The organism is Geofilum rubicundum JCM 15548 (assembly GCF_000974365.1).
Taxonomy (GTDB): Bacteria; Bacteroidota; Bacteroidia; order Bacteroidales; family Marinilabiliaceae; genus Geofilum; species Geofilum rubicundum.
Map to the genome: position 1 here is coordinate 170553 of NZ_BAZW01000004.1, position 23672 is coordinate 194224.

23 protein-coding genes and 2 tRNA genes are annotated in these 23672 nt (G+C 42.3%); 9 read left to right on the top strand and 16 right to left on the bottom strand.

The window, feature by feature from the left end:
- Nucleotides 1-32 precede the first annotated feature (32 nt).
- The 9 genes from JCM15548_RS03870 to JCM15548_RS03905 form a co-directional block, all read right to left on the bottom strand.
- Nucleotides 33-1436, bottom strand: a complete 1404-nt coding sequence (locus JCM15548_RS03870) for a RagB/SusD family nutrient uptake outer membrane protein (protein ID WP_227625425.1) — start codon at nucleotides 1434-1436, stop codon at nucleotides 33-35.
- 148 nt (nucleotides 1437-1584) lie between these two features.
- Nucleotides 1585-4716 (bottom strand): SusC/RagA family TonB-linked outer membrane protein, encoded by a 3132-nt coding sequence (locus tag JCM15548_RS03875; protein ID WP_062122519.1) that lies wholly within the window; start codon nucleotides 4714-4716, stop codon nucleotides 1585-1587.
- A gap of 353 nt (nucleotides 4717-5069) precedes the next feature.
- A complete protein-coding gene (locus JCM15548_RS03880; protein ID WP_083984954.1) occupies nucleotides 5070-7982 on the bottom strand; it encodes a helix-turn-helix and ligand-binding sensor domain-containing protein in 2913 nt (970 codons plus the stop codon).
- Nucleotides 7983-8251: 269 nt separating this feature from the next.
- Complete coding sequence (locus tag JCM15548_RS22905; RefSeq protein WP_227625426.1) at nucleotides 8252-8581, bottom strand: OmpA family protein; 330 nt, start codon at nucleotides 8579-8581, stop codon at nucleotides 8252-8254.
- Nucleotides 8582-8595: 14 nt separating this feature from the next.
- Nucleotides 8596-10221, bottom strand: a complete 1626-nt coding sequence (locus JCM15548_RS03885; RefSeq protein WP_227625427.1) for a flagellar motor protein MotB — start codon at nucleotides 10219-10221, stop codon at nucleotides 8596-8598.
- A 36-nt stretch (nucleotides 10222-10257) separates the two neighbouring features.
- Nucleotides 10258-11001 carry a lysophospholipid acyltransferase family protein gene (locus tag JCM15548_RS03890; protein WP_062122520.1) on the bottom strand — a complete coding sequence of 248 codons (744 nt, stop codon included), beginning with the start codon at nucleotides 10999-11001 and terminating at the stop codon, nucleotides 10258-10260.
- 116 nt (nucleotides 11002-11117) lie between these two features.
- Entirely contained in the window at nucleotides 11118-12011 is an 894-nt protein-coding gene (locus JCM15548_RS03895) for a DUF3078 domain-containing protein (protein WP_062122521.1), read from the bottom strand.
- A 57-nt stretch (nucleotides 12012-12068) separates the two neighbouring features.
- Nucleotides 12069-12899: a mechanosensitive ion channel family protein gene (locus tag JCM15548_RS03900; protein ID WP_062122522.1), complete on the bottom strand. Its 831-nt coding sequence runs from the start codon at nucleotides 12897-12899 to the stop codon at nucleotides 12069-12071.
- 169 nt (nucleotides 12900-13068) lie between these two features.
- Nucleotides 13069-13743, bottom strand: a complete 675-nt coding sequence (locus JCM15548_RS03905; protein ID WP_062122523.1) for a NigD1/NigD2 family lipoprotein — start codon at nucleotides 13741-13743, stop codon at nucleotides 13069-13071.
- Between the two features lie 405 nt (nucleotides 13744-14148).
- On the opposite strand from JCM15548_RS03905, the gene JCM15548_RS03910 reads away from it, so the two are divergent.
- The 3 genes from JCM15548_RS03910 (at nucleotide 14149) to JCM15548_RS03920 (ending at nucleotide 16530) form a co-directional block, all read left to right on the top strand.
- Nucleotides 14149-14811: a TorF family putative porin gene (locus JCM15548_RS03910; protein WP_157482388.1), complete on the top strand. Its 663-nt coding sequence runs from the start codon at nucleotides 14149-14151 to the stop codon at nucleotides 14809-14811.
- A gap of 103 nt (nucleotides 14812-14914) precedes the next feature.
- Complete coding sequence (locus tag JCM15548_RS03915) at nucleotides 14915-15262, top strand: P-II family nitrogen regulator (protein WP_062122525.1); 348 nt, start codon at nucleotides 14915-14917, stop codon at nucleotides 15260-15262.
- Between the two features lie 26 nt (nucleotides 15263-15288).
- Entirely contained in the window at nucleotides 15289-16530 is a 1242-nt protein-coding gene (locus JCM15548_RS03920; protein ID WP_062122526.1) for an ammonium transporter, read from the top strand.
- Between the two features lie 452 nt (nucleotides 16531-16982).
- On the opposite strand, the gene JCM15548_RS03925 is transcribed toward JCM15548_RS03920, so the two are convergent.
- The 5 genes from JCM15548_RS03925 to JCM15548_RS03940 all read right to left on the bottom strand — a co-directional run bounded on the left by JCM15548_RS03925 (nucleotide 16983) and on the right by JCM15548_RS03940 (nucleotide 19695).
- The gene (locus tag JCM15548_RS03925) at nucleotides 16983-17537 is read right to left on the bottom strand and encodes a hypothetical protein (protein WP_062122527.1); all 555 of its coding nucleotides are present in this window, start codon (nucleotides 17535-17537) and stop codon (nucleotides 16983-16985) included.
- Between the two features lie 13 nt (nucleotides 17538-17550).
- The gene (locus JCM15548_RS26130; protein ID WP_083984957.1) at nucleotides 17551-17709 is read right to left on the bottom strand and encodes an FKBP-type peptidyl-prolyl cis-trans isomerase; all 159 of its coding nucleotides are present in this window, start codon (nucleotides 17707-17709) and stop codon (nucleotides 17551-17553) included.
- Nucleotides 17673-18080, bottom strand: coding sequence for a hypothetical protein (locus JCM15548_RS03930; protein WP_062122528.1), 408 nt, complete (start codon nucleotides 18078-18080; stop codon nucleotides 17673-17675). The genes JCM15548_RS26130 and JCM15548_RS03930 overlap by 37 nt, the downstream gene beginning before the upstream one ends.
- Nucleotides 18081-18518, bottom strand: a complete 438-nt coding sequence (locus JCM15548_RS03935) for an FKBP-type peptidyl-prolyl cis-trans isomerase (RefSeq protein ID WP_227625428.1) — start codon at nucleotides 18516-18518, stop codon at nucleotides 18081-18083.
- Nucleotides 18519-18675: 157 nt separating this feature from the next.
- On the bottom strand, nucleotides 18676-19695 hold the full coding sequence (locus tag JCM15548_RS03940; protein WP_062122530.1) for a DHH family phosphoesterase: 1020 nt from the start codon (nucleotides 19693-19695) through the stop codon (nucleotides 18676-18678).
- A gap of 105 nt (nucleotides 19696-19800) precedes the next feature.
- Between JCM15548_RS03940 and ndk the strand changes: the two genes are divergently transcribed.
- Entirely contained in the window at nucleotides 19801-20226 is a 426-nt protein-coding gene (gene ndk / locus JCM15548_RS03945; protein WP_062122531.1) for a nucleoside-diphosphate kinase, read from the top strand.
- A gap of 22 nt (nucleotides 20227-20248) precedes the next feature.
- Here ndk and JCM15548_RS03950 read toward each other — a convergent pair whose 3' ends face one another.
- Nucleotides 20249-20554 carry a DciA family protein gene (locus JCM15548_RS03950; RefSeq protein ID WP_062122532.1) on the bottom strand — a complete coding sequence of 102 codons (306 nt, stop codon included), beginning with the start codon at nucleotides 20552-20554 and terminating at the stop codon, nucleotides 20249-20251.
- A gap of 41 nt (nucleotides 20555-20595) precedes the next feature.
- Nucleotides 20596-21702, bottom strand: coding sequence for a DNA replication/repair protein RecF (gene recF, locus JCM15548_RS03955; protein ID WP_062122533.1), 1107 nt, complete (start codon nucleotides 21700-21702; stop codon nucleotides 20596-20598).
- 233 nt (nucleotides 21703-21935) lie between these two features.
- Here recF and JCM15548_RS03960 point away from each other — a divergent pair, with 233 nt between their 5' ends.
- The 5 genes from JCM15548_RS03960 to JCM15548_RS22910 form a co-directional block, all read left to right on the top strand.
- Nucleotides 21936-22754 (top strand): YfgM family protein, encoded by an 819-nt coding sequence (locus tag JCM15548_RS03960; protein ID WP_227625429.1) that lies wholly within the window; start codon nucleotides 21936-21938, stop codon nucleotides 22752-22754.
- On the top strand, nucleotides 22688-23182 hold the full coding sequence (ribH, locus tag JCM15548_RS03965) for a 6,7-dimethyl-8-ribityllumazine synthase (RefSeq protein ID WP_062122534.1): 495 nt from the start codon (nucleotides 22688-22690) through the stop codon (nucleotides 23180-23182). The genes JCM15548_RS03960 and ribH overlap by 67 nt, the downstream gene beginning before the upstream one ends.
- Nucleotides 23183-23206: 24 nt before the next feature.
- Nucleotides 23207-23289 (top strand) — tRNA-Tyr (locus JCM15548_RS03970).
- 9 nt (nucleotides 23290-23298) lie between these two features.
- Nucleotides 23299-23371: transfer RNA gene (locus JCM15548_RS03975), tRNA-Gly, on the top strand.
- Nucleotides 23353-23672 (top strand): hypothetical protein (locus tag JCM15548_RS22910; protein WP_227625430.1); only part of this gene is annotated, 320 nt, incomplete at its 3' end. The genes JCM15548_RS03975 and JCM15548_RS22910, both read left to right, overlap by 19 nt.

Genomic DNA, 23672 nt, shown 5'->3' on the forward strand with positions numbered 1-23672 from the left:
TTATTTATTTTTATGAAATTAAGCAAAGCCACCTAGTAGGCATTCTGTTCCAATTTAAATTCGCCTTCCGTGCGGTCAATTTCAGACTGAGGAATGGGCAAATACTTCTTTTGAGGTGTCCACGTGCGAACAGATGAATGATCCGGCAGGTTTTCTGTTAATTGGTCACCATCACCCCAGCGAACCAGGTCCCAAAAACGCATACCTTCACCTACGAATTCTCTTCTACGTTCCAATTTAATATTCTCAACGGTAGGGGCAATCGAAGCCACCCCGGCTCTTAGGCGGATAGCATCTAAAGCTGCCTGAGCAGAAATCCCATCACCTTGAGCTACACCATGCACGGCAATCAGCTCTGCAATATTCAGATAGGTTTCCGCCAATCGGAAAATACGAAGGTTGTTCTCATAGTTCAAATCCACATCACCCGGAGGCTCATTGTATTCCACACGGGCCGCATACTTGGCCATAAAGAGACCGGTGTTCTGGAAACGGGCCGAATAGGTGCCTTCTTCAAACTGATTGATGGAAGCATCCCGGCGTTCATCACCAGCTTCAAACAATTCAAGAGTGGTTGTGCGCACCGGACCAAATCCCCAGCCCCCTTTGTAATAAGTGTCACCACTCAATAAATCAGGCGTATCTTCGGTCAGAGAGTTAGGAGATATAAAGGCAGGTAAATTGGTACCATAACCGGCCCATCCTGAAGCCCAGGTTTTACCGCCATATTCACCAGGCAGGTGATTCACTTCAAATATCGACTCATCGGAAAACTCTCCTTCTCTGGGCCAGATGGACGCAAAATCAACCAATTGGTAAGCTTCACTCTGAATAATTTCATTCATTTCCGCCAAAACTTCAGAATAGCGGGCTTCGTCTTTTTGATACATCACAACCCTGGCTTTTAGCATATAAGCAGCGGCCAAAGTAGCCCGACCATCGTTTTCAGCCACGGTTCTCATGGGTAAAGCTGCTGTCTCGATAATGGCATCGATATCGGCCATGATGAAATCATAGATTTCGTCGGCTGAGTATTGAGGAGCCATATAAGGTTCTGGCAGATCATCGGTGAAGTATGGAATGTTTCCCCAGAATTTCCACAACCAATGCGTATAGTAGGCCCGTAAAAACAATGCCTCAGATTTCAATTCTGCCACACGCTCATCGGTAACTCCCACCGCGTTTTCACAGGCAATGACTGCATTGTTGGCCCGCGCAAGACCGCTGTAATAAATGGTCCACAAACCCTGAGGGATTTCCGTAGGTGTGGCATCCAGTTGTGACAGGCGGTACAACATGGCCTGGTCACCGGCATCTCCACCTCCCTTAAAAATATCATCAGAACGCAGATCCGACATCAGTACCACACTGTTGTAGTTGTTGTCAGCATAGCTGTCGAACAACAAGATCTGATAGGTCGCCGCCAGATTGGCCATAATAGCCCCCTCCGTGGCATCTCCACCAGCTCCTGAGATTGAGTCGGCTGAATGGTCAAAAAATCATCATTACATGCTGAAAAGCCAAGCAATGCAGCAATGAACAATATATTGAAATACTTCTTCATTTCTTATATCTTTTAGTTGATTAGAAAGTAATATTAGCACCTACCGAAATGGTTCTGGCCTGAGGATAAATCCCCTTGTCCACACCAATGGTCGTATACCCACCGGCTGCTATTTCCGGATCAAATCCATCATATTCAGTAAGCGTCAAAAGGTTTTCTGCGGATACATACACCCTGAACTTCGAAATAGAAACACGGTTACTAATTGCCCCGGGAAGCGTGTAGCCCAATTGAATGTTTTTCAAACGCAGGTATGAGCCATCTTTAATATACAGATCAGAAGAAGCCCAGTTGCCGTTTGGATTGGCATTGGTTACACGTGGAATAGAATTGGATGTACCCTCCCCAATCCAACGATCCAAAATCCATGCCGGACGGTTCATGGCAGGAATATCACCACGCATGGAGAAGTCAAACACATCATTCCCCAAAGCGCCTTGCCAAAACATATTTACATCAAAATTTTTCCATTCACCACCCATATTTAAGCCATAGGTCCAATCGGGCATACCTTTACCAATTTTCACACGGTCATCATCATCAATAGAACCGTTTCCATCGGTATCCATAAAGCGAACGTCTCCAGGTTGTGCATTTTTACCATAAGCTGCATTGTACTGGTTGGCATCGTCTTGATTTTGAATAATTCCGTCCGTTTTATAGCCATAAAAATAGGGGAATACTTCGTCATTCTCACCCTTGACATAGGGACCTACGCCTGATGCACCGGCATTCTCATAAATAGTTTCACCCGATTCGTTACCTAAATTGATCAGCTTATTAGATAATAAGGAAGCATTTCCATTGATGTAATAGGTGAAATCACCAATGCTATTCTTAAAGCCCAACTCAAATTCAAAACCAGAGTTTTCCATGTCGCCTACGTTTGCAACTGGAGCACCTTTTCCAACATACTGAGGAATGGGTTGATTCATTAACATGCCCGAGGTTGTTTTCTTAAAGTAGTCGAAGCCCAATGTTAAGGCACTTCTAAAAAAGCGTCCCTCTAAACCAAAATTGATCTGCTCTGTTTCCTCCCATTTGATATTGGGATTTGAAAGACTGCTGGGGCTGGCACCATATTGCATGGCCATGTCATCACCCGATCCAAAATAGTAATTCTGGCCCCCACTCATCAAACTGGTGTAACGAAACTCGCCGATGCGTTCATTACCATTCACACCCCAGCTACCACGAACGCGCAAATGGTCTACAAAATCAGGACGTGCATCCATAAAGGGTTCATTGGTGATATTCCATCCTGCTGAAAATGAAGGAAAAACGCCCCATTTATTATTGGCCCCGAAGCGAGAAGATCCATCGCGACGAACAGTGGCCTGAAACATGTATTTTTCACGGAAATTGTAATCCAGTCGGCCAAAATAGGAAGCCAGCGTCAGCGATGAAAAACCGCCTGTGCCACCGGCCACTCGCTCAAGAGAACGATCAGCTATGGCATAGTTGATATTGGCTTTGGAAGGATCATTCTCCAATAGGTCATAATCATCTCCATACAATTCGCGAAGGGTATATTCCATTCCGGACTGCCCCAGAAGAGCTGTGAAATTATGATCCTCATTTAAGGTCAACGTATAAGTCAGGGTATTTTCTAACTGCCACCTAAAACCACGGTGCATATTCGAGTAGACATGACTCTGGGTGAAATCTTTACCCTGTGTGGCCAAAAAGTGTTCAAAGGTGTAACCATCATTACCCCAGAAGGCCAAATCAACCCCATAGCTACTCTTAAATCTGAGTCCCTTAAGAATATCCATCTCACCCCAGAAAGTGGCGACAAACTTGTCAGAATTTCCTTGTCCATTTTGTGGAGCATTCAACATGGCAACCGGGTTGGCCAATTCTTGAAAACCGGAGGGAGGTAATGAAAATACCCGACCGTCTTTATCTGTAACAGCGTTGGGATAACTTGCTAAAACAGCATCAGGATCTTCCGCATACACAGGAACCAAAGGATTAAAGGCCAAGGCACTTCCTAAAACAGAACCATATTCTGTATTGGTCTCAATACCTGAGGACTTATCGCGTGAATAACCGGCGTTAATGCCAACTCTTACCGCATTTAAATAATTACGATCGGCTTCAAACACCGTATAATTATTGTTGGCCCGAATGCTGTAACGCTCATAATTGGATTTTCCGTAGTCGCCACCAACAATTCCCTCTTGATTATAATAACCAAACGACAGGAAATAGCTGCCCTGATCGCTACCGCCCTGGATACTCACCTGGTGGTTTTCAACCGGCGCATTATAGTTAAAGGTTTCATCCTGCCAGTCGGTTCCCTGTCCGGCATTGGCAATCTGATCCGCAGAATATCTGGGGTTCTGACCATCATTGGCCAAAGCCTCATTCATAATTACCATATATTCGGTGGCATTCAGCATTTCCCGTTTTTTCCAGGGATTTTGCCATCCATAAGAGAAATCATAACTAACGGTTGCTTTACCTTTCTCACCCATCTTGGTAGTAACCAAAACAACACCGTTAGCAGCACGTGCTCCATATACAGCGGCAGAGGCAGCATCCTTCAAAATTTCGACCGACTGTATATCGGTGGGATTCAAATAGCTGATGCCGCCATCAACGGCCATTCCATCAACAATATACAATGGCTCACTGTTGTTCACCGTACCAATACCACGAATGCGCACTTTAGAATCAGAACCCGGTTGTCCGGAACTCTGGGTAATCTGTACACCCGAAACTTTACCTTTCAGCACATCTTCAATACGCGAGGGTTTGGTATTTTCCAGATCTTCAGAAGAGACGCTGCTAATGGCAGCTGTGATAACACTTCGCTTCTGAACACCGTAACCCACCACAATGACTTCATCCAGGTCGGTAAACGTTTCTTCCATCTCAACATTAATGGTGGCACTATTGACCACTACCTCTGCAGAGTTTAATCCTATAAAAGAAAAGGTCAGGGTCTCTCCCATTTCCGTTGGAATAGAGTAATTACCATCCACATCGGTGATTGTCCCTATGGTAGTCCCCTGTTGTACCACACTGACTCCCGGGATGGGGAAGCCGTCAGTTTTTGAAGTTACGCGTCCTGTGACGGTAACTTGCTGTGCGACCATGACTGTGGTCAGCATCATAAAAAACAAAATTCCTAATGTTTTTTTCATAAGAAAAAGATTTGAATTTAATTGGTGTGAAATAAATTGGTGTTTAACATTTAAATTTGATTACAATATTAGGGCTATGTGTTAACAAACCATAATATATGTACACACAAAAACATCACAATTCAATAAACAGCACCTCACAAAAAACTCATCTATATTATTTAAAACACTACAAAACAGCAATATAAAAATCACACAATTATTTTCGTACCACTATAACAACTGCATTTTTCATGGCCAGAAATAAAAAGTATAATTTACACTTTTTAACCATTTGGACGGGTGTCCAATTAATTCAGAGGCCTTTACCAAGGCATCAAACAGGAAGAATCAGATAAAAAACGAAGGAAAGGTTAGATATTCATAATAAAATCAGACAAGTTGTCCTTGGCATCCAGCCCCATTTTTTTACGAAGCTTATAGCGGTTGTTCTCGACCGCCCTAACACTAATATTCATTAAGGAAGAAATTTCTTTGGAAGCCATATCCATTCTCAGATAGGCACATAATTTTTGTTCGCGCGAAGAAAGATCGGGAAACTGTTTCTGTAGACGATTTAGAAAATCGGCATGCACATGCTCCAAATGCAACTCAAACACCTCCCATTGGGATTCGTTATCAATATCCCGGTCAATTTTTCTGACAATTTCATTGACCTTACGCTCTACTGCGGAAACTTCACGTGAGCGGTTAATTTTCTGAAGCTCTTCTTTTATATTTAATAAAAAATCATTTTTCTGAATGACATGCATGGTTGAATTGGCCAACTCCTTTTCTTTAAAGACCATCTCGTTTCGCAGTTTTTCATTGCGAAGCCGAATCATCTCCTTTTCATTCTCCAAAGCAGCATTTCTCAGCTTTTCTTCTTTGGATCGAAAGCGCTCCTGCTGTTTTTTCAGTTCCACCATCCGACTGCGCTCCATCAACCAAATAAGCAAAAACCAGATACCCACGAGTAACAAAACCACAACAACGGCATAAGCGATTCTGGCATAGACGGTTCTGTACCATGGCGGAAGCACTTCAAAGCGGAACCCCACCGGTTCCGTTTCGACTCCGTGAATATTGAGTGCTTTCACCCAGAAAACATACTCTCCTTCCCTAATGTTGGTAAATTGCCTTCTTTGTGTAGCCACAAAATCGGACCACCCCTTATCCATGCCTTCAATATAGGTTGAAAAAAGAATTTGCGACGATTCAAAATGCGTAGCAGAATAAGTGACTTCAAAGGCGTTTTTATTGAAGGGCCATTGCGGAACAACAACTTGTTCCGCATCGTGATCAGAGTATAAATATTCGGTTGTCTCAAACTGATTCTTGAATCCCCTGATATGTACATTAAAAGGTTGTAAGAAGTCTTTTTGTTCATTGACGGAATAATGGGCAAAACCATCCTCTACGCCAAAAAGGGCATTGCGTTCATTCAGCACCTTTACAAACTCAAAACCATTAACTATCAAACCATTGATGGCGTAAAATGGTCCTGTCACCTTGGTGTAAGATCCATCCTCCAAACGCCGCAATACGCCTACACTATTTTCAGTAAAAAACCAGATATTCATGTTTTCATCATCCCGGAGTAGAATCGGAAAACCACTCTCCATAAAAAAGCTGTTTAATTGGTGACGATAAAAACTTTCAGAACTGTTATCATAGCCAAAAATGCCGAATTTGGAACTGAATACAACCTCTCGATTAACCATTGACACATTCAGAAAAATACCCTTGTCCAAACCTCTTGCTTCCTTAAAGCTTTCTACATTAACGATGGCATCATAGTCCTCATTAAAAAAAAGCCGAAAAGTGCCCAAATACCCATGGGTGACCCAAAGTCCACCAGAAGAATCCCATTCCATAAAGCGTGCCGACTCATCAAACCCTTCCAACCGTTTTTTAAAAACCCATTGGTTATTCTCCTTCTTTAGAAGTAGTATTCCGTTATAGGACCCTACGAGCAGAATGTCATCCCGCCCGGGGGGATAACGAAACAGCCAGGCCCCGACCACAGAACCAGGGGTTATCAAGGAGGCCTCATCCCCCTTGACCGAAAAAATGCCGGAATTATGTCCGCACAACAACTGCCCCTCCTTATCGACAAATAAGGACCAAACCTGACCGCTTGTACCAGGAATGCGTAAGAAATCTTCCCTATCCTTTACTGGATTTTCAAAATCCTCTTTCTCGATAAAATACAAGGCCTGATTGGTGCCCAGATAGATATTGTCCTCATGGTCTTCCAGTGCGTAGCCGGTACCTATATCATAATATCCCTGAATAAAACTGACGGTTGAGTTAAAAGAAATTCTGGATATCCCATTATCCAGTCCTGTCCATATATTGCCCTCCATATCGACCTCCAGACTCAAAACCGTATTATTGATGAGTCCCCGATCCTTATTGGTCATCATGGTGATATTCCCCTGCAAGTCGGTGACCACCACGCCCGATTGAATGGTGCCAAAAACCAACTCCTGCCCATCGTAAACTTTTCCACAAAACACATTCGCATTTTTCAAAAAATCAGTGGCAGGTGCTTTCCAGGGACTAAAGGATTTCAAATCCCACAAATAAAGTCCCTCCGTTATGGTAGCCACCAAAATTTCTCTTGAGGAAATTGGCAGAATGGCGCCAATGCTTATACCAGCAAACATATCTCCACCGGGCACTTCATAAAGTTCACCCTGCCGTAATTCCATCAAACCCCTTTCTTCATCATAAACCAATAGCATGCCATTGGCCAAAAAAGCATTCGGTATTCTGGATTTGGCAGGCACCAGTGTTGGGGTTTCCCCGTGCTTATATAGGACCAAACCTTTATCTGCCTGAAATACAATCAAATCATTAAAGGGAATAATTTCCCAAACATCCCCTAAGAACCTCAAATTTTCACCAATGGCTAAAGAATGAAACTCGAAATCATTGCGATCATTGCGTTCATAATAACCGAAATTATTATAGGTCCCCATATAAATTTTATCCTCATGCGCCAAAACCGAACGTACAATAACATCGCCGATTTTAGGCAATAGACGCCAATTATTGCCATCATACTCCAGAACTCCGTCATTGTTGGCTGAATAGAGCAGGCCATTGGCAGCCTGACTTAAACTCCAATTTTGTGTGCCGGCCTGATAATCCCTTCGGTTATAATTCTCAACTTCAGGTATACCATACAAAGGCACATCTGCCTTTAATGAGAGAGGCAGAAATACAAAAACACCACAAAATAAAGCAAGAAGAAAAAACCGTAATGGATTAAAAATCATCGGGTCATATTTAATTCGTCATTTACAAAACTGGAATTATGGCTATTCCGGACAGCCATAATTAGTGGCCATAAACCACCGCCCCTTACAAATTTAATAAATATTAACAATAAGATTTCATATCCACGTAATATTTGTCGAAGTCAAGCCCATTTCTTCTATAAAAAACACCCCTTTTAGTCGTTCCTGATTAAGGGACTGAAAGGGGTGTTGATTGTAAGGACTTGCTCCTACCTAATACCTAACGATCTATTAAAGGGATTACCAAATTATAAAATCGTAATTTCTGTCCGTCTGTTTTTGGCGCGTCCTTCTTCCGTTTCATTATCCGCTATGGGTTGATTCATGCCAAAACCCTTATATTTTAACCGGGAAGCATCAACACCTCCTTTAACCAAATAGCTATAGACCGATTTGGCCCGATTCTCTGACAGCGATTGATTATAAGCAGCCTGCCCCAGATTATCGGTGTGACCTCCAATCAAAATACTAACAGTCGGGTTATCACGAAGAAAATCGGCCAATCCATCCAGTTCAATTTTGGACTCTGAGCGCAGTTCATAGGAATCCAACTCAAAAAAGATGTTTTCCAGCACCATTTTTGCGCCCGCTCTTACAGCTGGAGGCCAATGTCCAATTGATAAGGCTTTTCCAAAGAATGCCCCTTGTGTAAATCAAAATGACCGGAATAAAACATATATCCCGGATGATCCGCTTTGAAGGCATATTTACCCCCTACCGGCAAACACACCAGGAACTCACCTGAGAATCGGTTACTTTGTGTGGTCACAATGATATCACCGGACGATAAGTCCTTCAACTCAAAATCTGCCGGCAACGTTTCCCCTGTTTCAATGTCATAAACCCGCCCTTTGACATACAAAACCGGATCTGGTCTAAAGGGTTCCGGCAAATTAAACATGTAAATATTCTTAGCCGTCACCTCTTCTTCCCGCCCGTCGCTTGAAAAATAGGCCCTGTTGCCCCGTGCATTAATAACCAATCCAATTTCATCTCCCGGGGTGTTAATGGGAAAGCCTAAATTAACCGGCTGTCGCCACCCTCCGTTTTCCATTTTCCGGCTAAAGTGCAGATCCATTCCGCCCATCCCAGCCCATCCGTCTGAAGCAAAATAAAGGGTTTTGTTATCATGATGAATAAAGGGGGAGTTTTCATCTTTAGAGGTATTAATGTTGGGACCCAGATTGATCAGATCACCAAATACTGGAACTCCATCCCTGTTAATGTTTTGTATGGTTGCCTGCCAGATGTCTTTACCTCCACGACCACCGGGTCGGTTACTAACAAACATAAGGGTCTTGCCATCCGAAGAAAAAGTCGGTTGACTTTCCCAATAGGGTGAATTTACAGGCATGCCCAGATTAACGGGTTGACTCCAACCCGTTCCTCTCCATTGCGAGAAGAATATATCGCAACTCCCTCTGCCATCGGATCTTCCGCAAGCGGTAAAAAACATCCAGTTGCCATCGGCCGATAAGGTTTGAGCCCCCTCATTGCCGTCCGTATTAATATTCCCGGGCAAAAAAGACCGATTCTGCCACAAACCATTCTCATCTTTCTGAGACAGGTAGAAATCCTCCTGAAAATACAGAGAAGATTTTGGCAAATCCCGCTCCTGGAACAGCTGCTCGTCCCGTGGAACCAAAACAGTAAAAACAAGCGTCTGTTCATCCGCAGTTAAACTTGGCCAATATTCATCGTACGCACTGTTAACGCCGATGCCTGCAGAAATCAATTCAATATCATAGGCATTTCCTACGGCCTCATATGAAAACCGGGCACGCTCCAGCCACTCCTTTACCAATGCAGCATTGCGATTGTCACTATATTGCCACTTAAACTTCTCGAGCCATTCAATACCCTCTGAATAGTTGCCGGATTTGACGGCAGCTACCCCGATATTAAACAGGGTCATGGGAAAAAATGTAGAATCAATCTCCACAGCCTTAATCAACACCTCCATCTCTTGCTGGTGCATGTTTTGGCTGTTATAAATATCTCCCAAAACCAAATAAGCTTCAATAAAATCAGGATCTTTATCAAGGGCCTGATAAAGGGCTTCCAAAGCATTTTCTATACGCCCGCCACCGTAATGCGACCGGGCTTCTTCGTAATTCTTGATGGCCGACCGGCTTTTGGTAGATAAACGCTCCTGACTATCGGCACCTTGAATAAAAAAAGACATTAAAACAACCAACAACACCCCTATCCTTTGCATATCCATTTGGTTTTTATAAAAACATCATCTCAAAGTTCACTCTTCTGGCAAAGCAGCACCAATTACTTCCCGGGTATGGTTAATCAAACCATTTAAATCATTTTCGAACAAACCTTTACGAATCATTGGATGAATGACCAATCCGGCCTTACCCGGTACCAGGTTAAAAAAGCCCCTTCTTTTAATCCGACAACTGTTCACAATAGTAACGGGTAAAATATCCAGGCCCAATTCATAGGCCAGCTTAAATGCCCCTTTTTTGAACGGTCGCATTTGTTGGCTGTTACTCCTGGTTCCTTCCGGAAAAATCAAAACAGATTGACCATTAACCAACTTTCGCTTAGCTTCTTCCAATGATTGCATGGCAGCCCTGGGAGAAGTCCGGTCAATAAAAATATGGCCCACTTTTTCACTGGCATAACCAATGAAGGGAAGTCTTCTGAGTTCCTTTTTCATCACCCATCTAAAGTCCATTGGCAAATAACCATACAAAAGAAAAATATCCCACCCGGTTTGATGGTTGGCCACAATTACATACGACTTTTTAGGGGTAATGTTTCCCTTACCCCTGACAAAAACGCTGACTGGCGTCAGCCAGCAGGTTATGCGTGCCCAGCAACTCCCCATAAAGCTGCCTGCCCGGGGTGAGAAAACAAAAGCCAGCAGAGCAGCAAGGATGGCAAACAGGATGGAATTAATAAGCATCAGGGGCACAAAAACCAACCATTTATAGGGTTGATAAAGCCAATAAAACCAAGGTAATCTATTGCTGGATGACATAAATAAATAGTTCGTTACGGACAAATGTAGCAGTTATTGGGATAAAGATGTCACCTCAAATGCAAAAAGAGGATACCCGACAAGGCAACCTCTTAAAATACAGCTATCTATTAGTATTAGAATTCATAATTCAATCCAAATCCAAGCAATTGCTTGGATTGCAACTTTGGTCCACGTTCTATTATTTCACCATTCACTTCTTCGGTCGACTTAATATCATGATCATAAAGGAGATTCAGTGCGAAGACAGCCGTTAAATAATCATTAAACTTAAAATTCAGCCGCCCTTCCCATTGCACATCAATATGTTGCGGATCCTCAGCCAGATTTGAGAACAAATCCAAACGGGTAAAAAAGTTAACATTGTTGATAATATCGTCCTTTTTATAAACCGACTTCAGCGAAGCCCCATACTCGCTTCTGTATTTATCTCCGGGTTCCACACCATAGGCTCCGGCTTCAGACAAAGTGTCATCCAGCACAAAGGTAGTCTTTAAGGTGAGCGGAGACATGTATAAGGTAAAATGGTCATTGGGCTTATAGTCCATACCCAGTGAAAGTTGCAGGTACCCGGGAGCCATAAGCTCCGACATAACCTGGGTGTTTTCAGGAGGATCATCATAGCCGGTCGTCATTTGTGTTCTAAAATCGAACAAGCCCGTATAGAACCAGTTATTGCCTGCGTTGTAACCATACTTTGAGGCCAGTAGTATCCTGTCTTCCGTTTTTATAAGGTTATCACTTCCTTGCTGGGTCAATCCATAACCGACCGTGAGTGAATTATCCCAGGCACTTTTGTTGACCCTGTAATTGGCAAAAGAGTTAAACAAAAAAGTACCCGACATGGAATTGCGCCCGCCGGCCGACCAGTTATTTAAAGAAACCTGAGAAAATGTTAATGACAGATCCCCGCCCTTTTGCCAGTTCAATAAACTGTCTGCTTTTTCCTCCGCCCATAAACTTATCGAACACAAAAGGCTCAGACCAATGATAATCCATTTTCTATCCATAAAATTGCGTTGTTAGAGTTAATTATACCTGTTGTTAAAATGAGAATGATTTATAATTCATTGTTTGGGCTGAAACAAATGGACATCTCTCTGTGGAAACGGAATAGAAATCCCCTGAGTGTCAAATGCCTTTTTAACTTTTTCATTTATTTCAAAAAACAAATCCCAATAATCTGCTGCATAAACCCAAACCCGCGTCACTAAATCAACCGAGCTATCACCTAAATTAATGAGGCCCACAAAGGGAGCCGGGTCTTTATGCACGCGTTCATCCGAACTGACAATGCCCAAAATAATCTCTCTGGCCTTGTCAATGTTATCTGTATAGCTGATACCAAAAGTCCATTCCAAACGTCTGATAGGTTCGGTAGAAAAATTAGTCATACTACCATTACTTAATCCACCATTGGGAATGATCACCGTTCTTTTATCCGGGGTATTTAAAATGGTATGGAAAATCTGCACCTCTTTAACCGTTCCCATGTGTCCCTGAGCATCAATAAAATCTCCCACTTTAAATGGTTTAAAAATTAAAAGCATCACCCCTCCTGCAAAATTCTGCAGGGTGCCCGAAAGGGCCATACCTATGGCCAATCCTGCAGCAGCCAGAATAGCAATAAAGGATGTCATTTGGACGCCCAACATGGAAACAACACTCACCAACAACAAAATCTTTAAAGTAAGACCAATTAATTTTCCCAAAAAACCCCGAAGTGTTTGGTCCACTGAGCGCATTTCAAAGGCTTTACTTAAACCCTTATCGAGCTTTCGAATCAGCCAAAGTCCAACAATAAGGGTAATTAATGCCAACAAAAGCCTTCCGCCATAGGTCATGGTCAGTTCTATCAGCTTTTCTTTTTCAGGCAATAATGAGGTAATTTCTTCCATAGCTTTATTTTTAGATTGGTTCAGGAACAAATGTCCTGAATACTATTTAAAAATGCCACTTTTTAATGGTAAAAATGCAAATGGGGCTGTGCCGTTGGCCAACCCCATTCACTCTTATCTGTTAAAAATCAGTTTACAGAAACGCTGCTAAAAAATAATGTTTCCCCCCTTACTCCTCTTCGCCATATTTATACTCCAGTTCCTTTGTAAAAATACTGTTATCTTCTTTTTTTGAAGTAAAAAGCAACTTAACACTATCTGCAGCATCATCCTCAAGCATTTCCAACGGAAAACTTATAAGCCCGGAATACTGCATGTATTTGATGTCTTCTTTAGCATTGTGATGAAAATTGAGCGTAATAAACCCTTCTTTATCTTGTTTGGTAGAATCGAGCACCAAATCAAAATAGTGAGGTTCAGAATCGGCCCAAAAAGCGAAGTCAACATTTAAATATCCATTGCCAATGGAAAGCCAGTTAATGGTAACTGGATCATTACCAATGGTATCCCGGACTTCCTCATTGGCAACAACGATCTGCTTGGTTAACACATTTGAAATGGAAGCCAGCTTTACAGAATAGTCATAGGTCTCTGAATCACTTTCTTCAATTACCGAGTAGCGCGCCAATACTCTTTTCCCCTCCTCTATCTCATAATTGGTTGGCTGAAACTCCACAGGGCGCAAGCGTTCCCCGCCATCGGTAAAAATCATAAACGTAGAGGCACTATTCCCCTCTACCACTCCCAAAGTGTATTGATAATACTCACTTTCTTCATTGTCCATTGAACAGCCTGAAGCAAATACCACCAAAAGTGCCCATACCAAATAAAAATTTCTTCTCATATCTATAATTATTTATTGATTTTCCTTTATGATGCCAACCTGCCTCAATGGTTGCTTTAAAAGTTCATTTTTTTCTTTAGCCCACCTGCACTTAGCGGGAAGTATGAATCAAAGATCATAACCGTTGGCAATGATGCCTGTTTTCCCTACAACAAAACAATTTTATTCATCTGGCTTCAAACTATAGGGGCAATTCAACTTTTAGCATCAATTTATAAGCATGCACCCCCTAAAAAACACCCCTTTGTAATAAAAAAATGCCTTTTTTAGATTTTTTCACATAAAAAATAAGGGGGGTGATGAAAAATATGCATAGTTTTGCATTGTACCCCATTCAAAAAAGGGGGTGTCAACCTAAAAACTTAATAAATTTTTCCTAATTACTAATTTAAACACTACCAAGCCATGAAAAAGCTACTATTTTTAACAATGGGGATCGCATTCTTCACCGGAATGAAAGCCCAGGAATTAAGTGTTGGTTTAGATTTTTACAACCGATACGTGTTTCGTGGAGTTGACTTTGGAAACTCTCCCAGTTTACAACCAAGCATCACCTTCACATCAGGCAACTTCACTTTAGGTGCCTGGGGAGCCTACTCTACCGGTAACGGTGCAGTTGGAGCATTTGGAGAAGCCGATTTGTATGCCTCTTATGCCTTTGACTTCGGTCTTAGTCTGGGTGCCACCTCCTATTATTACCCCGGCACATCCTGGTTCGAGTTAGACGAGGGCGTTTCAAGTCATGCCATCGAACTTAACCTGGGTTATGAAGTATCCAGCTTTTCGTTCGCTGCCAATTACATTGTAAACGACTCCCGGGACGGTGCCGGGGCCGAGGGAGGCGACACCTACTTTGAGCTCGGCTATGGAGCAGGCGCCTTCGACCTGTTTGTTGGAGCCGGAGACGGCTGGCACAGTTCTACTGGCAACTTTGAGGTGGTTAACGTAGGAATTGGCACCAGCAAAGACATTCAAATCACAGATTCTTTCGCTATCCCTATGAATGGAGCCGTTATTTTGAACCCCAATTCAGAACAGCTTCATTTAGTTGTAGGCGTCTCCTTTTAATTATTAACCAGTTTCCCCCCACAGCAGTTAAAATACCAAAGGTTGTTCCCCTGAACCAACAACCTTCGGTATGGCTGTAACGAAACATTAAAAACCTGACAAAATGAAAAAAATTGAAGCAATTATCAGACTTACCAAATACGAAGAGGTAAGAAAAGCCCTTGAAGAACAAGACATCACTTTCTTTTCCTATTGGGATGTAAGAGGTGTAGGGACAGCGATAGAAGGTCATCTTTATCGTGGAAACGTTTATGACACCAGCATTATTGAGCGGCGTTTAATATCCATTGTTGTCCGTGATGAAAACGTTGATAAAACGGTTGAAGCCATCACAAGGGCAGCCAGGACAGGCGAAATTGGCGATGGAAGAGTTTTTATTGCCAATGTTGAAGAAACCTACAAGATTCGCACAGGCGAATCTGGTCCTGAAACCCTTTATGTAAAAAAGTAACCTAAATCAAATTAAACTTAAACGCTATGGATACATTAGATATTGCAAAAGTAGCAAGTGAAAGCGCCGTTTCTATTGATACAGTGTGGATACTAATCGCAGCTGTATTGGTCTTTTTCATGCAGGCCGGGTTCGGGATGGTGGAAGCAGGTTTCACCAGAGCTAAAAACGTTGGAAACATTATCATGAAAAACCTGATGGACCTATCCATTGGTTCACTGGTCTTCTGGTTTGTTGGATTCAGCATCATGTTTGGCCCCTCAGTGGGCGGTTTTATAGGAGGTTTTAACTTCTTCTTCACAGCCGAATACGGCAATGATGTGCCGGATATGGCCATTCTTATATTCCAAACCATGTTTGCTGCCACCGCCGCCACTATTGTCTCTGGTGCAATGGCTGAAAGAACAAAATTCTCAGTTTATCTGATATTTACCCTCATCATCACCCTGGTCATTTACCCAATTTCAGGTCACTGGGTTTGGGGCGGCGGATGGTTGTCAGAATTAGGCTTCCATGATTTCGCCGGATCTACAGTAGTTCACTCTGTGGGAGGCTGGGTAGCTTTGGCGGGAGCAGCCATTGTTGGTCCACGACTTGGAAAATACACCAACGGCAAAATAAATGCCATCCCTGGTCACAACATGGTAATTGGTGCACTTGGGGTCTTCATTCTTTGGTTTGGATGGTTTGGTTTTAACCCTGGTTCTCAATTAGCTGCATCTGGCGACAATGTATTTGCCATTGCTCACATTTTTGTAACCACAAACCTTTCAGCTGTAGCAGCGGTTGTTGTAACCATGTTTTTAACCTGGAAGCGTTACGGAAAACCGGATTTGAGTATGACGCTCAACGGTGCCCTTGCCGGATTGGTGGCCATCACTGCAGGTACAGACATTGTTTCACCTGGTGGCGCAGTGATCATTGGTGCTATGGCTGGTGTTGTTCTGGTATTTGGTATTGAGCTTATCGACAAGGTGCTAAAAGTTGATGACCCTGTTGGTGCTATTACCGTACATGGTATTTGTGGTGCATTTGGAACCCTGATGGTAGGTCTGTTTGCTACCGAAGGTGGTTTGTTCTACGGCGGAGGATGGTCTCTCCTGGGCGTACAAGCGATAGGTGTTTTCGCCATTGGTCTATGGTCTTTTGCTGGAGCTTACATCCTGTTCACCATACTTAAGAAAACCGTTGGTCTCAGAGTATCCAGAAAAGAAGAAGAAGAAGGTCTGGATATTCACGAACATGGACAGAGTTCATACAACTACTAACATCTTTAAACTATGTTCACACCCCGTAATTGAAAGTTTTACCTGGTTTTTAATTCAAATGGGGGAAAGGGGCTGTCACCAAAGGGCGACAGCCCCTTTTTATACAATTTCATTACTGATGCTTTTAAATTTATTTTGATTACAATAGATAGATTGAACTTATTTAACCAGTTACTAATAAATTGATTTGCTTGACACAATAGGTCGTTAGATTATTAGGTCGTCAGGTATTAGGTAAGAGCAAGTGTGTTTTATTAAAGCATGGGTGCTCCGCTTTTAAATATAAACTATGGTAGAGGGTAGCATAAAAAAGGGATAGCAGAAAAGCTATCCCTTTTTATCCAAGTGTTTGTTTGTAGGCTCCCTCATCACGAATTCATACAAAACCAAATGCTTCACCGTGATGCGTCGTCTTCGAATCTGAAATAATTAACAGCCTCAGATTTATGATTTTAGTCCAAATCCATGGCCACCACCTCAATTTCCGCAACTACCGGATAATAGTCATTAAAAGCCAGGGAATGCGTCATTAGAATATAGCTTTTTCCGTAGAGGCACATATGCCTGATGGCTAAATCAACACCGGGCAAAACTTCACTATCCTGTTGTCCCATGGAACCAACGGTATAAGTAGCCAAAGTGCCCGTTCCAATATTGGTATTTTTCGGCGATAACACAGGCACACCTTCGTCATCCCTGAATACGTAATAATAGGTATATTTAAAAGCGACTCTTTTCCCCGCCATGACGGAATCAGACGAACCTTTTTCGATTTCAAAGGAGACCCATCCCTCTTCATCCAGTTTATCAACAGAATCCGTAGAAAGTTCCAGCAAGCTATCTTTAACCAAATCAAAAAACGCCAAGCGTAAATCGGCTTCTTCTTTTTCCAGCTTACCATAGTCAACCTGATTCGCATAGGGATCATCGCAACCTGTTGCCACCGAAAGACTCATTATTATTGCGGCCATCCAGCCATAGAAGTATTTTTTATTTAAGATCTTCATTTCTGTTACATTTTTACTTTATACGCAATAATTCAACTTCAAACATTAAGGCGGCATTGGGTGGAATAATCCCTCTGCGACTATCGCCATAGGCCAGACTGTCAGGAATAAGAAAAACCGCCTTGCTGCCTTTTTTTAATTGGGCAAAACCACTGTACCAACACTGATATATTGCCGCACAGCCTCTTTATCCATATTCATATGAAAACTGATCAGGCTATTATTGGAAATACTGTCAGGCCGATGATGCAGTGTATCAAAGGGCGTGGCCTCATTGGGGGCCTTATCCAATAGTTTGCCCACATAGTAGGCATACAATAATTCGCCATCGGTGGGTACTTCTCCGACACCCTCTTCGGTTACAATGACATACATACCAATACTATCTATCGGTTCAGCATCCGGAAAATAGAGGGCGGCATATTCGTCAATATCCATCACTTCAATATCGACAATATCAATTTCTTTTTCCTCTTCATCCTTGTCGCATGCCACCAGCAACAGGGAAAACACAATTATTCCGGCAAATAACTTTCGTACCATTTAATTTTCGTTTTTATTTTTGACTTCAACTACTTCTACTTCATACCGTAAAATGGCTCTTGAGGGAATCCGGTCATCATCCCCAATCAATCCATGAGCCAGATGCGGAGGCATAATAAAGGTTGCTTGGCTGTCCTTCTTTAACAACAAAATTCCTTCTTCAAGGCCCGACTCAACGCCCCCCTGTCCCACCAGAAACACTTTTTGACCATCGTTTTCAGAACTATAGCAAACGGTGTCATCCAGCAAACTTATTTTATATTCCAAGGACACCACTTTACCGGCCTCAATGAAATCTCCAACCCCCTGCTCAGTTATGCTATACCACAAACCTGTTTCTGTGGTTTGCATATCAAGCTCCTGTTCTTCTACATATCGCGCAATCACCTTCTGCTCCTCTCCTACCAGTTGCTTGTTAATCTCTATGTACCTCTCCAATGAAATTTGAGAACTACGTGATGGCTCTTTACGCTTATTTTGGGAATTACTGCAGCTGCAAAAGCTACAGAAAACAAAAACCAATAATATTTTTCCAAGTATATTTAACCCAATCATCTTTAAAAGCATTAATTAAACACCTAAGCAGGTCACTCAACTACCAGCCATTATTACGCAAATAATCCTCAATGGTTGAGTGCAATAACGCAACTGCCACATCCAAACGATCTTTCATTTCACCACCAGCAGCATTCCTGTGCCCTCCGCCTGAAAAATAAGTTTCAGAATACTTATTGATAACGACGTTACCTCTTGACCGGAATGACAACTTAACAAAGTCCTTCTTCTTCTCAGTCATCAACACGGAAACTTCAATACCGTCAATTGATAAGGGATAATTCACCAGTCCTTCCGTATCTCCCGGCTGATAATCAAACTGCTTTAATTCCGCTTCAGAAAGCGCAATTAAGGCAACCTTTCCAGAAGCCAACAATTCCATTTTATTACATAAAGCGTGCCCAAGTAAGCGCATTCGACTCAAAGAATTACTATGAAACACTTCCTGGTGCACTTTATCCTTATTGATACCTATTTCCATTAGCTCAGCCACCGTGTGGTAAATTTCAGCGTGAGATGAATTATGATTCAGCATGCCGGTATCTGTCATAATGCCTGTGTATAAACATTCAGCAGCATCCACATCAAGCTTCCATCCAATAGAACGCATCACCTTAAAACTCAGCTCACAGGTGGAAGAGACTTTCGTGTCGGAAATAACAATCTGTGCCAAATCCATATTTGGAAAAGGGTGATGGTCAATAATAACCCTTGGCGCCGTTGATTTAAGAAGTTCCCCGGCCAGGGGACCGGTCCGTGAAATATCATTAAAATCCAGAAAAAGAAACAGTTCTGCTTCCTGGATTTTCTCGAGGCCCAATTGACTGTTTTGACTATAATCAATAATCAGATGGCTATCTTTCATCCATACCAAACCAGAAGGAATGTCATTGGGTGAAACCACCGTCACTGTGTGACCGGCATTCGTAAGCAGATTGTACCACCCCAAAGACGCACCAATGGCGTCACCATCCGGATCTTTATGGGGTACAATTACAATTTTTTTTGAATGAGAAAAGAGGGCCTTAAGGCCGGAAAGCTGTTCACTAAAAGACATCATAAAAATTTACTTATGTGAGGCAAATATAACAAATTATAACTGCTTTTATGAAGGATTAAAAAAAATAACTATCTTCAAACCATTCGATAATAAAATATAAACAACATGAAGGGACAAATTACACTGACGATGATCAAGCCTTTTGCGGTTAAGCAGCATAATGTGGGGCAGATTCTTTCGGACATTGAGAAGGCCGGCTTCCATATCCGGGCATTAAAAATGACCCAACTACCTGCTGAAAAAGCGGAAATATTTTATGCCGAACATCGGGAAAGATCCTTCTTCCCCCAATTGATTGAGTTTATGTCGTCGGGCCCCGTAGTTGTTGCCATGCTTCAAAAAGACAACGCAGTGGCTGATTTCAGACAACTCATTGGGTCCACTGATCCCAGCGAGGCAGCAGAAGGCACCATTCGCCGGAAATATGCCAAAGACAAAACACGAAATGCCATTCATGGTTCTGATTCGGATGACAGCGCCGTAAGGGAAAGTCGGTTTTTCTTCAGTTCAATGGAAGAATTTGTCTATTAACCAGGCATCTTTTGCAAAATTACTACCTGATGACTATATCGTATACCACTCTGCCCCCGGCTTCTGTGTTGAGGGAGTGAATAATTTTGTCCTTATGCATCATTAAATCGTTTCGAATAACGCTTGAATGAAGGCTGACATATAAGACACCCCCACGAATATAGATCTGTTTGGTGATATTAGCAACGGTTGGTCCCAACACTTTTTTCCAGGCCTGAACAGCACGGGTTTCTCTGATGCCCTTGCTGAGGGCGGGACTGTCAATTATTTGCTCTAAAATGGCCTGTATGGACTGCGTATTATTCGATCGGTATTTCTTAAAGGACATAGTATACTTTGTTTATTATCAAAACAATAACTCACTAAAAACTAATTATCAAGCGTAAATTCCCCATCCGCCACCCTGTAAAAGTTGAAGTCCTTTCCGGTTTTCTTAACAATCTCTAAGAGCCTGGGCTTTTGGGTATCAGTGATGAAGATCTGATGGAAGGTTTCCCTGCCGACCAGTTCTATCAAACGTGAAGCCCTCAGGTCGTCCAGCTTATCAAACATATCATCCAATAAAAGGATGGGAGCAAAGCCAAAATGATTGGACAAAAATTCATATTGCGCCAATTTCATGGCCAGAAAAAAGGTTTTCTTTTGTCCCTGCGAACCAGTCTTTTTCACCGGATATCCGTCTAAAAGCAATTCCAGGTCGTCGCGGTGTACCCCTTTTGTGGTATAGCCCAGTGCCACATCCCTTATTACGCTGCGTTGCAGCTGTTCTTCAAAATTATCCTTTTGGTAATGAGAATGATAAATAACACCGACTTTCTCATCCCCACCGGAAATAAACCGATGATACTTTTGAAATACCGGTTCCAATTCCGCAATAAAATGCGTACGCCTGTCAAAAATAGCCCCACCAATCGTTGCCAACTGGTCATTCCAAATATCCAACTGCTCTTCAACAGCCGACATACGTCCTTTAGCCCCTTTTAACAGGGCATTCCGCTGGGTTAGTGCCCTGTTATATTTAATGATTAATGCAAGGTAATTCTTATCAAATTGGGAAACAACCCCATCGATGTATTTCCTGCGTTGATCGCTCCCTTCGTTAATTAGTCGCTCATCCCCGGGTGAAATCATAACCAGAGGTAACAACCCAATATGATCAGACAAGCGCGGATATTCCTTTTTGTTTCTTTTAAATTGTTTCTTCTGGTTCTTTTTGAGGCCTGCATAAAAGGCCTCCGCTTGCTCCTGTCGATTATACTGTGCCTGCAGCACAAAAAAATCTTCGTCGTGACAAATCAGCTGGCTGTCAATGGCGTTGAAATAGCTTTTGCAAAACGACATATAATAAACCGCATCCAGCAAATTCGTCTTTCCGGCACCGTTATTCCCGACAAAACAATTGATCCCGGGCTCAAACTCCAGTTCGGCCTGACGGATATTCTTATAGTTTAAAAGACTCAGTCGTTTCAGATACATTAATAGACCATTATTTAACCCACAAAAGTAATAAAATGAACCGTTGAAAATATAATCACATTAAAAATAGGTCAACCTGTTTTTAATTAACCCTAAATTATTAAATTTGTCAGCGTAATTAAGAAAAAATCGAGATAAATTAATTAGTGTCAATAAGAAAACTGTTTACATTTCAGTATTGTGTGTTTTATTATAAGTACTCATTAGGAAATAATTTTTAACCAGATAAAAGTATGTCTAAGAAAGAGAACACCGCAGAAAACAACCTTGAAAATGTTGAACATGCCCTGGGCAGAACAGAAAGGTTCATCGAAGAAAATCAAAAGAACATCACTATTATTGTTTTAGCCATTATAATTGTTGTTGGTGGTTATTGGGCATACAAAAAATTATACATGGAGCCGCGCAATGCAGAAGCGCAACAAAGTATTTTCCATGCTCAAAACTATTTTAGCAATGATGAATTTCAGACAGCTCTGGATGGTGATGGAATGTCCCCGGGCTTTCTTGAGCTCATTGATGATTACGGCAATACCCAGGCTGGGAAACTTTCAAAATATTATGCAGGCATCAGTTATTTACATTTGGGTGAATTTGAATTGGCCATTGATTACCTAAAGGACTTCAAAACAGATAATGAAGAACTTGGAGCCATTGCCAACGGCGCTATTGGTGACGCGAATGTAGAACTGGGAAATCAGGAAGAAGCGCTCAAATGGTACACAAGGGCCATTAAATCTGAGAACGAAATAGCTGCCCCGTTTTATTCGCTCAAAAAAGGTATCCTGTTAGAGGAAATGGGCAACAACTCAGAGGCGCTGGAAGCTACCAGCTTATTAAAGATCAATATGAGGACAGTTCAGAAGCTCGTCAAATTGACAAATACATCACCAGAGTTTCTTTGTAATAGATCATTCAAATCATTTTCATTTAAGAGATTGTTTGGTTTTTCCGAACAATCTCTTTTATTCTTAATAAGATTCTTATGGCAACAAGTCTCAAAAACTTATCATCTTACGATGAAAAATCGGTTCCTTCAGCCAACCACATGAAATTCGGAATCGTTGTTTCTGAATGGAACAGCACCATCACGGACGCCCTGTACAAAGGTGCCATTGCTACCCTGCTCAAGCACGGCGCCAAAGAAGAAAACATTGTAACCATTGGAGTTCCCGGCAGTTTTGAGCTGACTGCCGGAGCCAGAACCCTGGCCAAAAGAACCGATGTAGATGCCATTATTTGTCTTGGCTGCGTCATACAGGGAGATACACCCCATTTTGACTATGTTTGTCAGGGGGTGACCCAGGGAATTTCTCAGTTAAATGTGAAATTTAAAATACCCTTTATCTTTGGATTATTAACGACTCTGAATCAACAACAAGCAGAAGACCGGGCAGGCGGAAAGCATGGAAACAAGGGCGATGAGGCTGCCATTACTGCAATAAAAATGGTAGAAATAAATTGCAGGTTTAAGAAATAATACTACTTTTGCACTGTCGTTTTCGGGGGGATACCAAAGCGGCCAACTGGGGCAGACTGTAACTCTGTTGTCTTACGACTTCGGAGGTTCGAATCCTCCTCCCCCCACTCGATTTTGCGGGAATAGCTCAGTTGATAGAGCATTAGCCTTCCAAGCTAAGGGTCGCGGGTTTGAGTCCCGTTTCCCGCTCAAAAAAAGCCTTTCAGAATATTCTGAAAGGCTTTTTTATATATCAATATCACTCCCAAACCTATCCTTCTTTCCCACTCTACCCTATCATCCCCATCAACCCTTTTCCCCAATCTACCCTTCAAACCCTATCACCCTATTCCAACCACCTATCCTATCCCGCTTCACCGGACCTCAAGCCGCAGGCGCAGTTCCGATTAATCGGAAGCGCTTCGCTTCCATCTCAATCCCGCTTCGCGGGACTCCGTTTCACTTCGCCTCTTGACCCTTATATCCCTACCTACCCTTTAAACCCTATCAA

Coding starts and splice junctions, on each gene's coding strand:
- JCM15548_RS03880 (WP_083984954.1), bottom strand. CDS start 7,982: ATGATTTTTAATCCATTACGGTTTTTTCTTCTTGCTTTATTTTGTGGT.
- JCM15548_RS03900 (WP_062122522.1), bottom strand. CDS start 12,899: ATGGAAGAAATTACCTCATTATTGCCTGAAAAAGAAAAGCTGATAGAA.
- JCM15548_RS03940 (WP_062122530.1), bottom strand. CDS start 19,695: ATGATGTCTTTTAGTGAACAGCTTTCCGGCCTTAAGGCCCTCTTTTCT.
- JCM15548_RS03885 (WP_227625427.1), bottom strand. CDS start 10,221: ATGCAAAGGATAGGGGTGTTGTTGGTTGTTTTAATGTCTTTTTTTATT.
- JCM15548_RS03910 (WP_157482388.1), top strand. CDS start 14,149: ATGAAAAAGCTACTATTTTTAACAATGGGGATCGCATTCTTCACCGGA.
- ndk (WP_062122531.1), top strand. CDS start 19,801: ATGAAGGGACAAATTACACTGACGATGATCAAGCCTTTTGCGGTTAAG.
- JCM15548_RS03905 (WP_062122523.1), bottom strand. CDS start 13,743: ATGAGAAGAAATTTTTATTTGGTATGGGCACTTTTGGTGGTATTTGCT.
- JCM15548_RS03930 (WP_062122528.1), bottom strand. CDS start 18,080: ATGGTACGAAAGTTATTTGCCGGAATAATTGTGTTTTCCCTGTTGCTG.
- JCM15548_RS03925 (WP_062122527.1), bottom strand. CDS start 17,537: ATGAAGATCTTAAATAAAAAATACTTCTATGGCTGGATGGCCGCAATA.
- JCM15548_RS22905 (WP_227625426.1), bottom strand. CDS start 8,581: ATGGTGCTGGAAAACATCTTTTTTGAGTTGGATTCCTATGAACTGCGC.
- ribH (WP_062122534.1), top strand. CDS start 22,688: ATGGCAACAAGTCTCAAAAACTTATCATCTTACGATGAAAAATCGGTT.
- JCM15548_RS03950 (WP_062122532.1), bottom strand. CDS start 20,554: ATGTCCTTTAAGAAATACCGATCGAATAATACGCAGTCCATACAGGCC.
- JCM15548_RS03870 (WP_227625425.1), bottom strand. CDS start 1,436: ATGGCCAATCTGGCGGCGACCTATCAGATCTTGTTGTTCGACAGCTAT.
- recF (WP_062122533.1), bottom strand. CDS start 21,702: ATGTATCTGAAACGACTGAGTCTTTTAAACTATAAGAATATCCGTCAG.
- JCM15548_RS03895 (WP_062122521.1), bottom strand. CDS start 12,011: ATGGATAGAAAATGGATTATCATTGGTCTGAGCCTTTTGTGTTCGATA.
- JCM15548_RS03960 (WP_227625429.1), top strand. CDS start 21,936: ATGTCTAAGAAAGAGAACACCGCAGAAAACAACCTTGAAAATGTTGAA.
- JCM15548_RS03920 (WP_062122526.1), top strand. CDS start 15,289: ATGGATACATTAGATATTGCAAAAGTAGCAAGTGAAAGCGCCGTTTCT.
- JCM15548_RS03915 (WP_062122525.1), top strand. CDS start 14,915: ATGAAAAAAATTGAAGCAATTATCAGACTTACCAAATACGAAGAGGTA.
- JCM15548_RS03875 (WP_062122519.1), bottom strand. CDS start 4,716: ATGAAAAAAACATTAGGAATTTTGTTTTTTATGATGCTGACCACAGTC.
- JCM15548_RS03890 (WP_062122520.1), bottom strand. CDS start 11,001: ATGTCATCCAGCAATAGATTACCTTGGTTTTATTGGCTTTATCAACCC.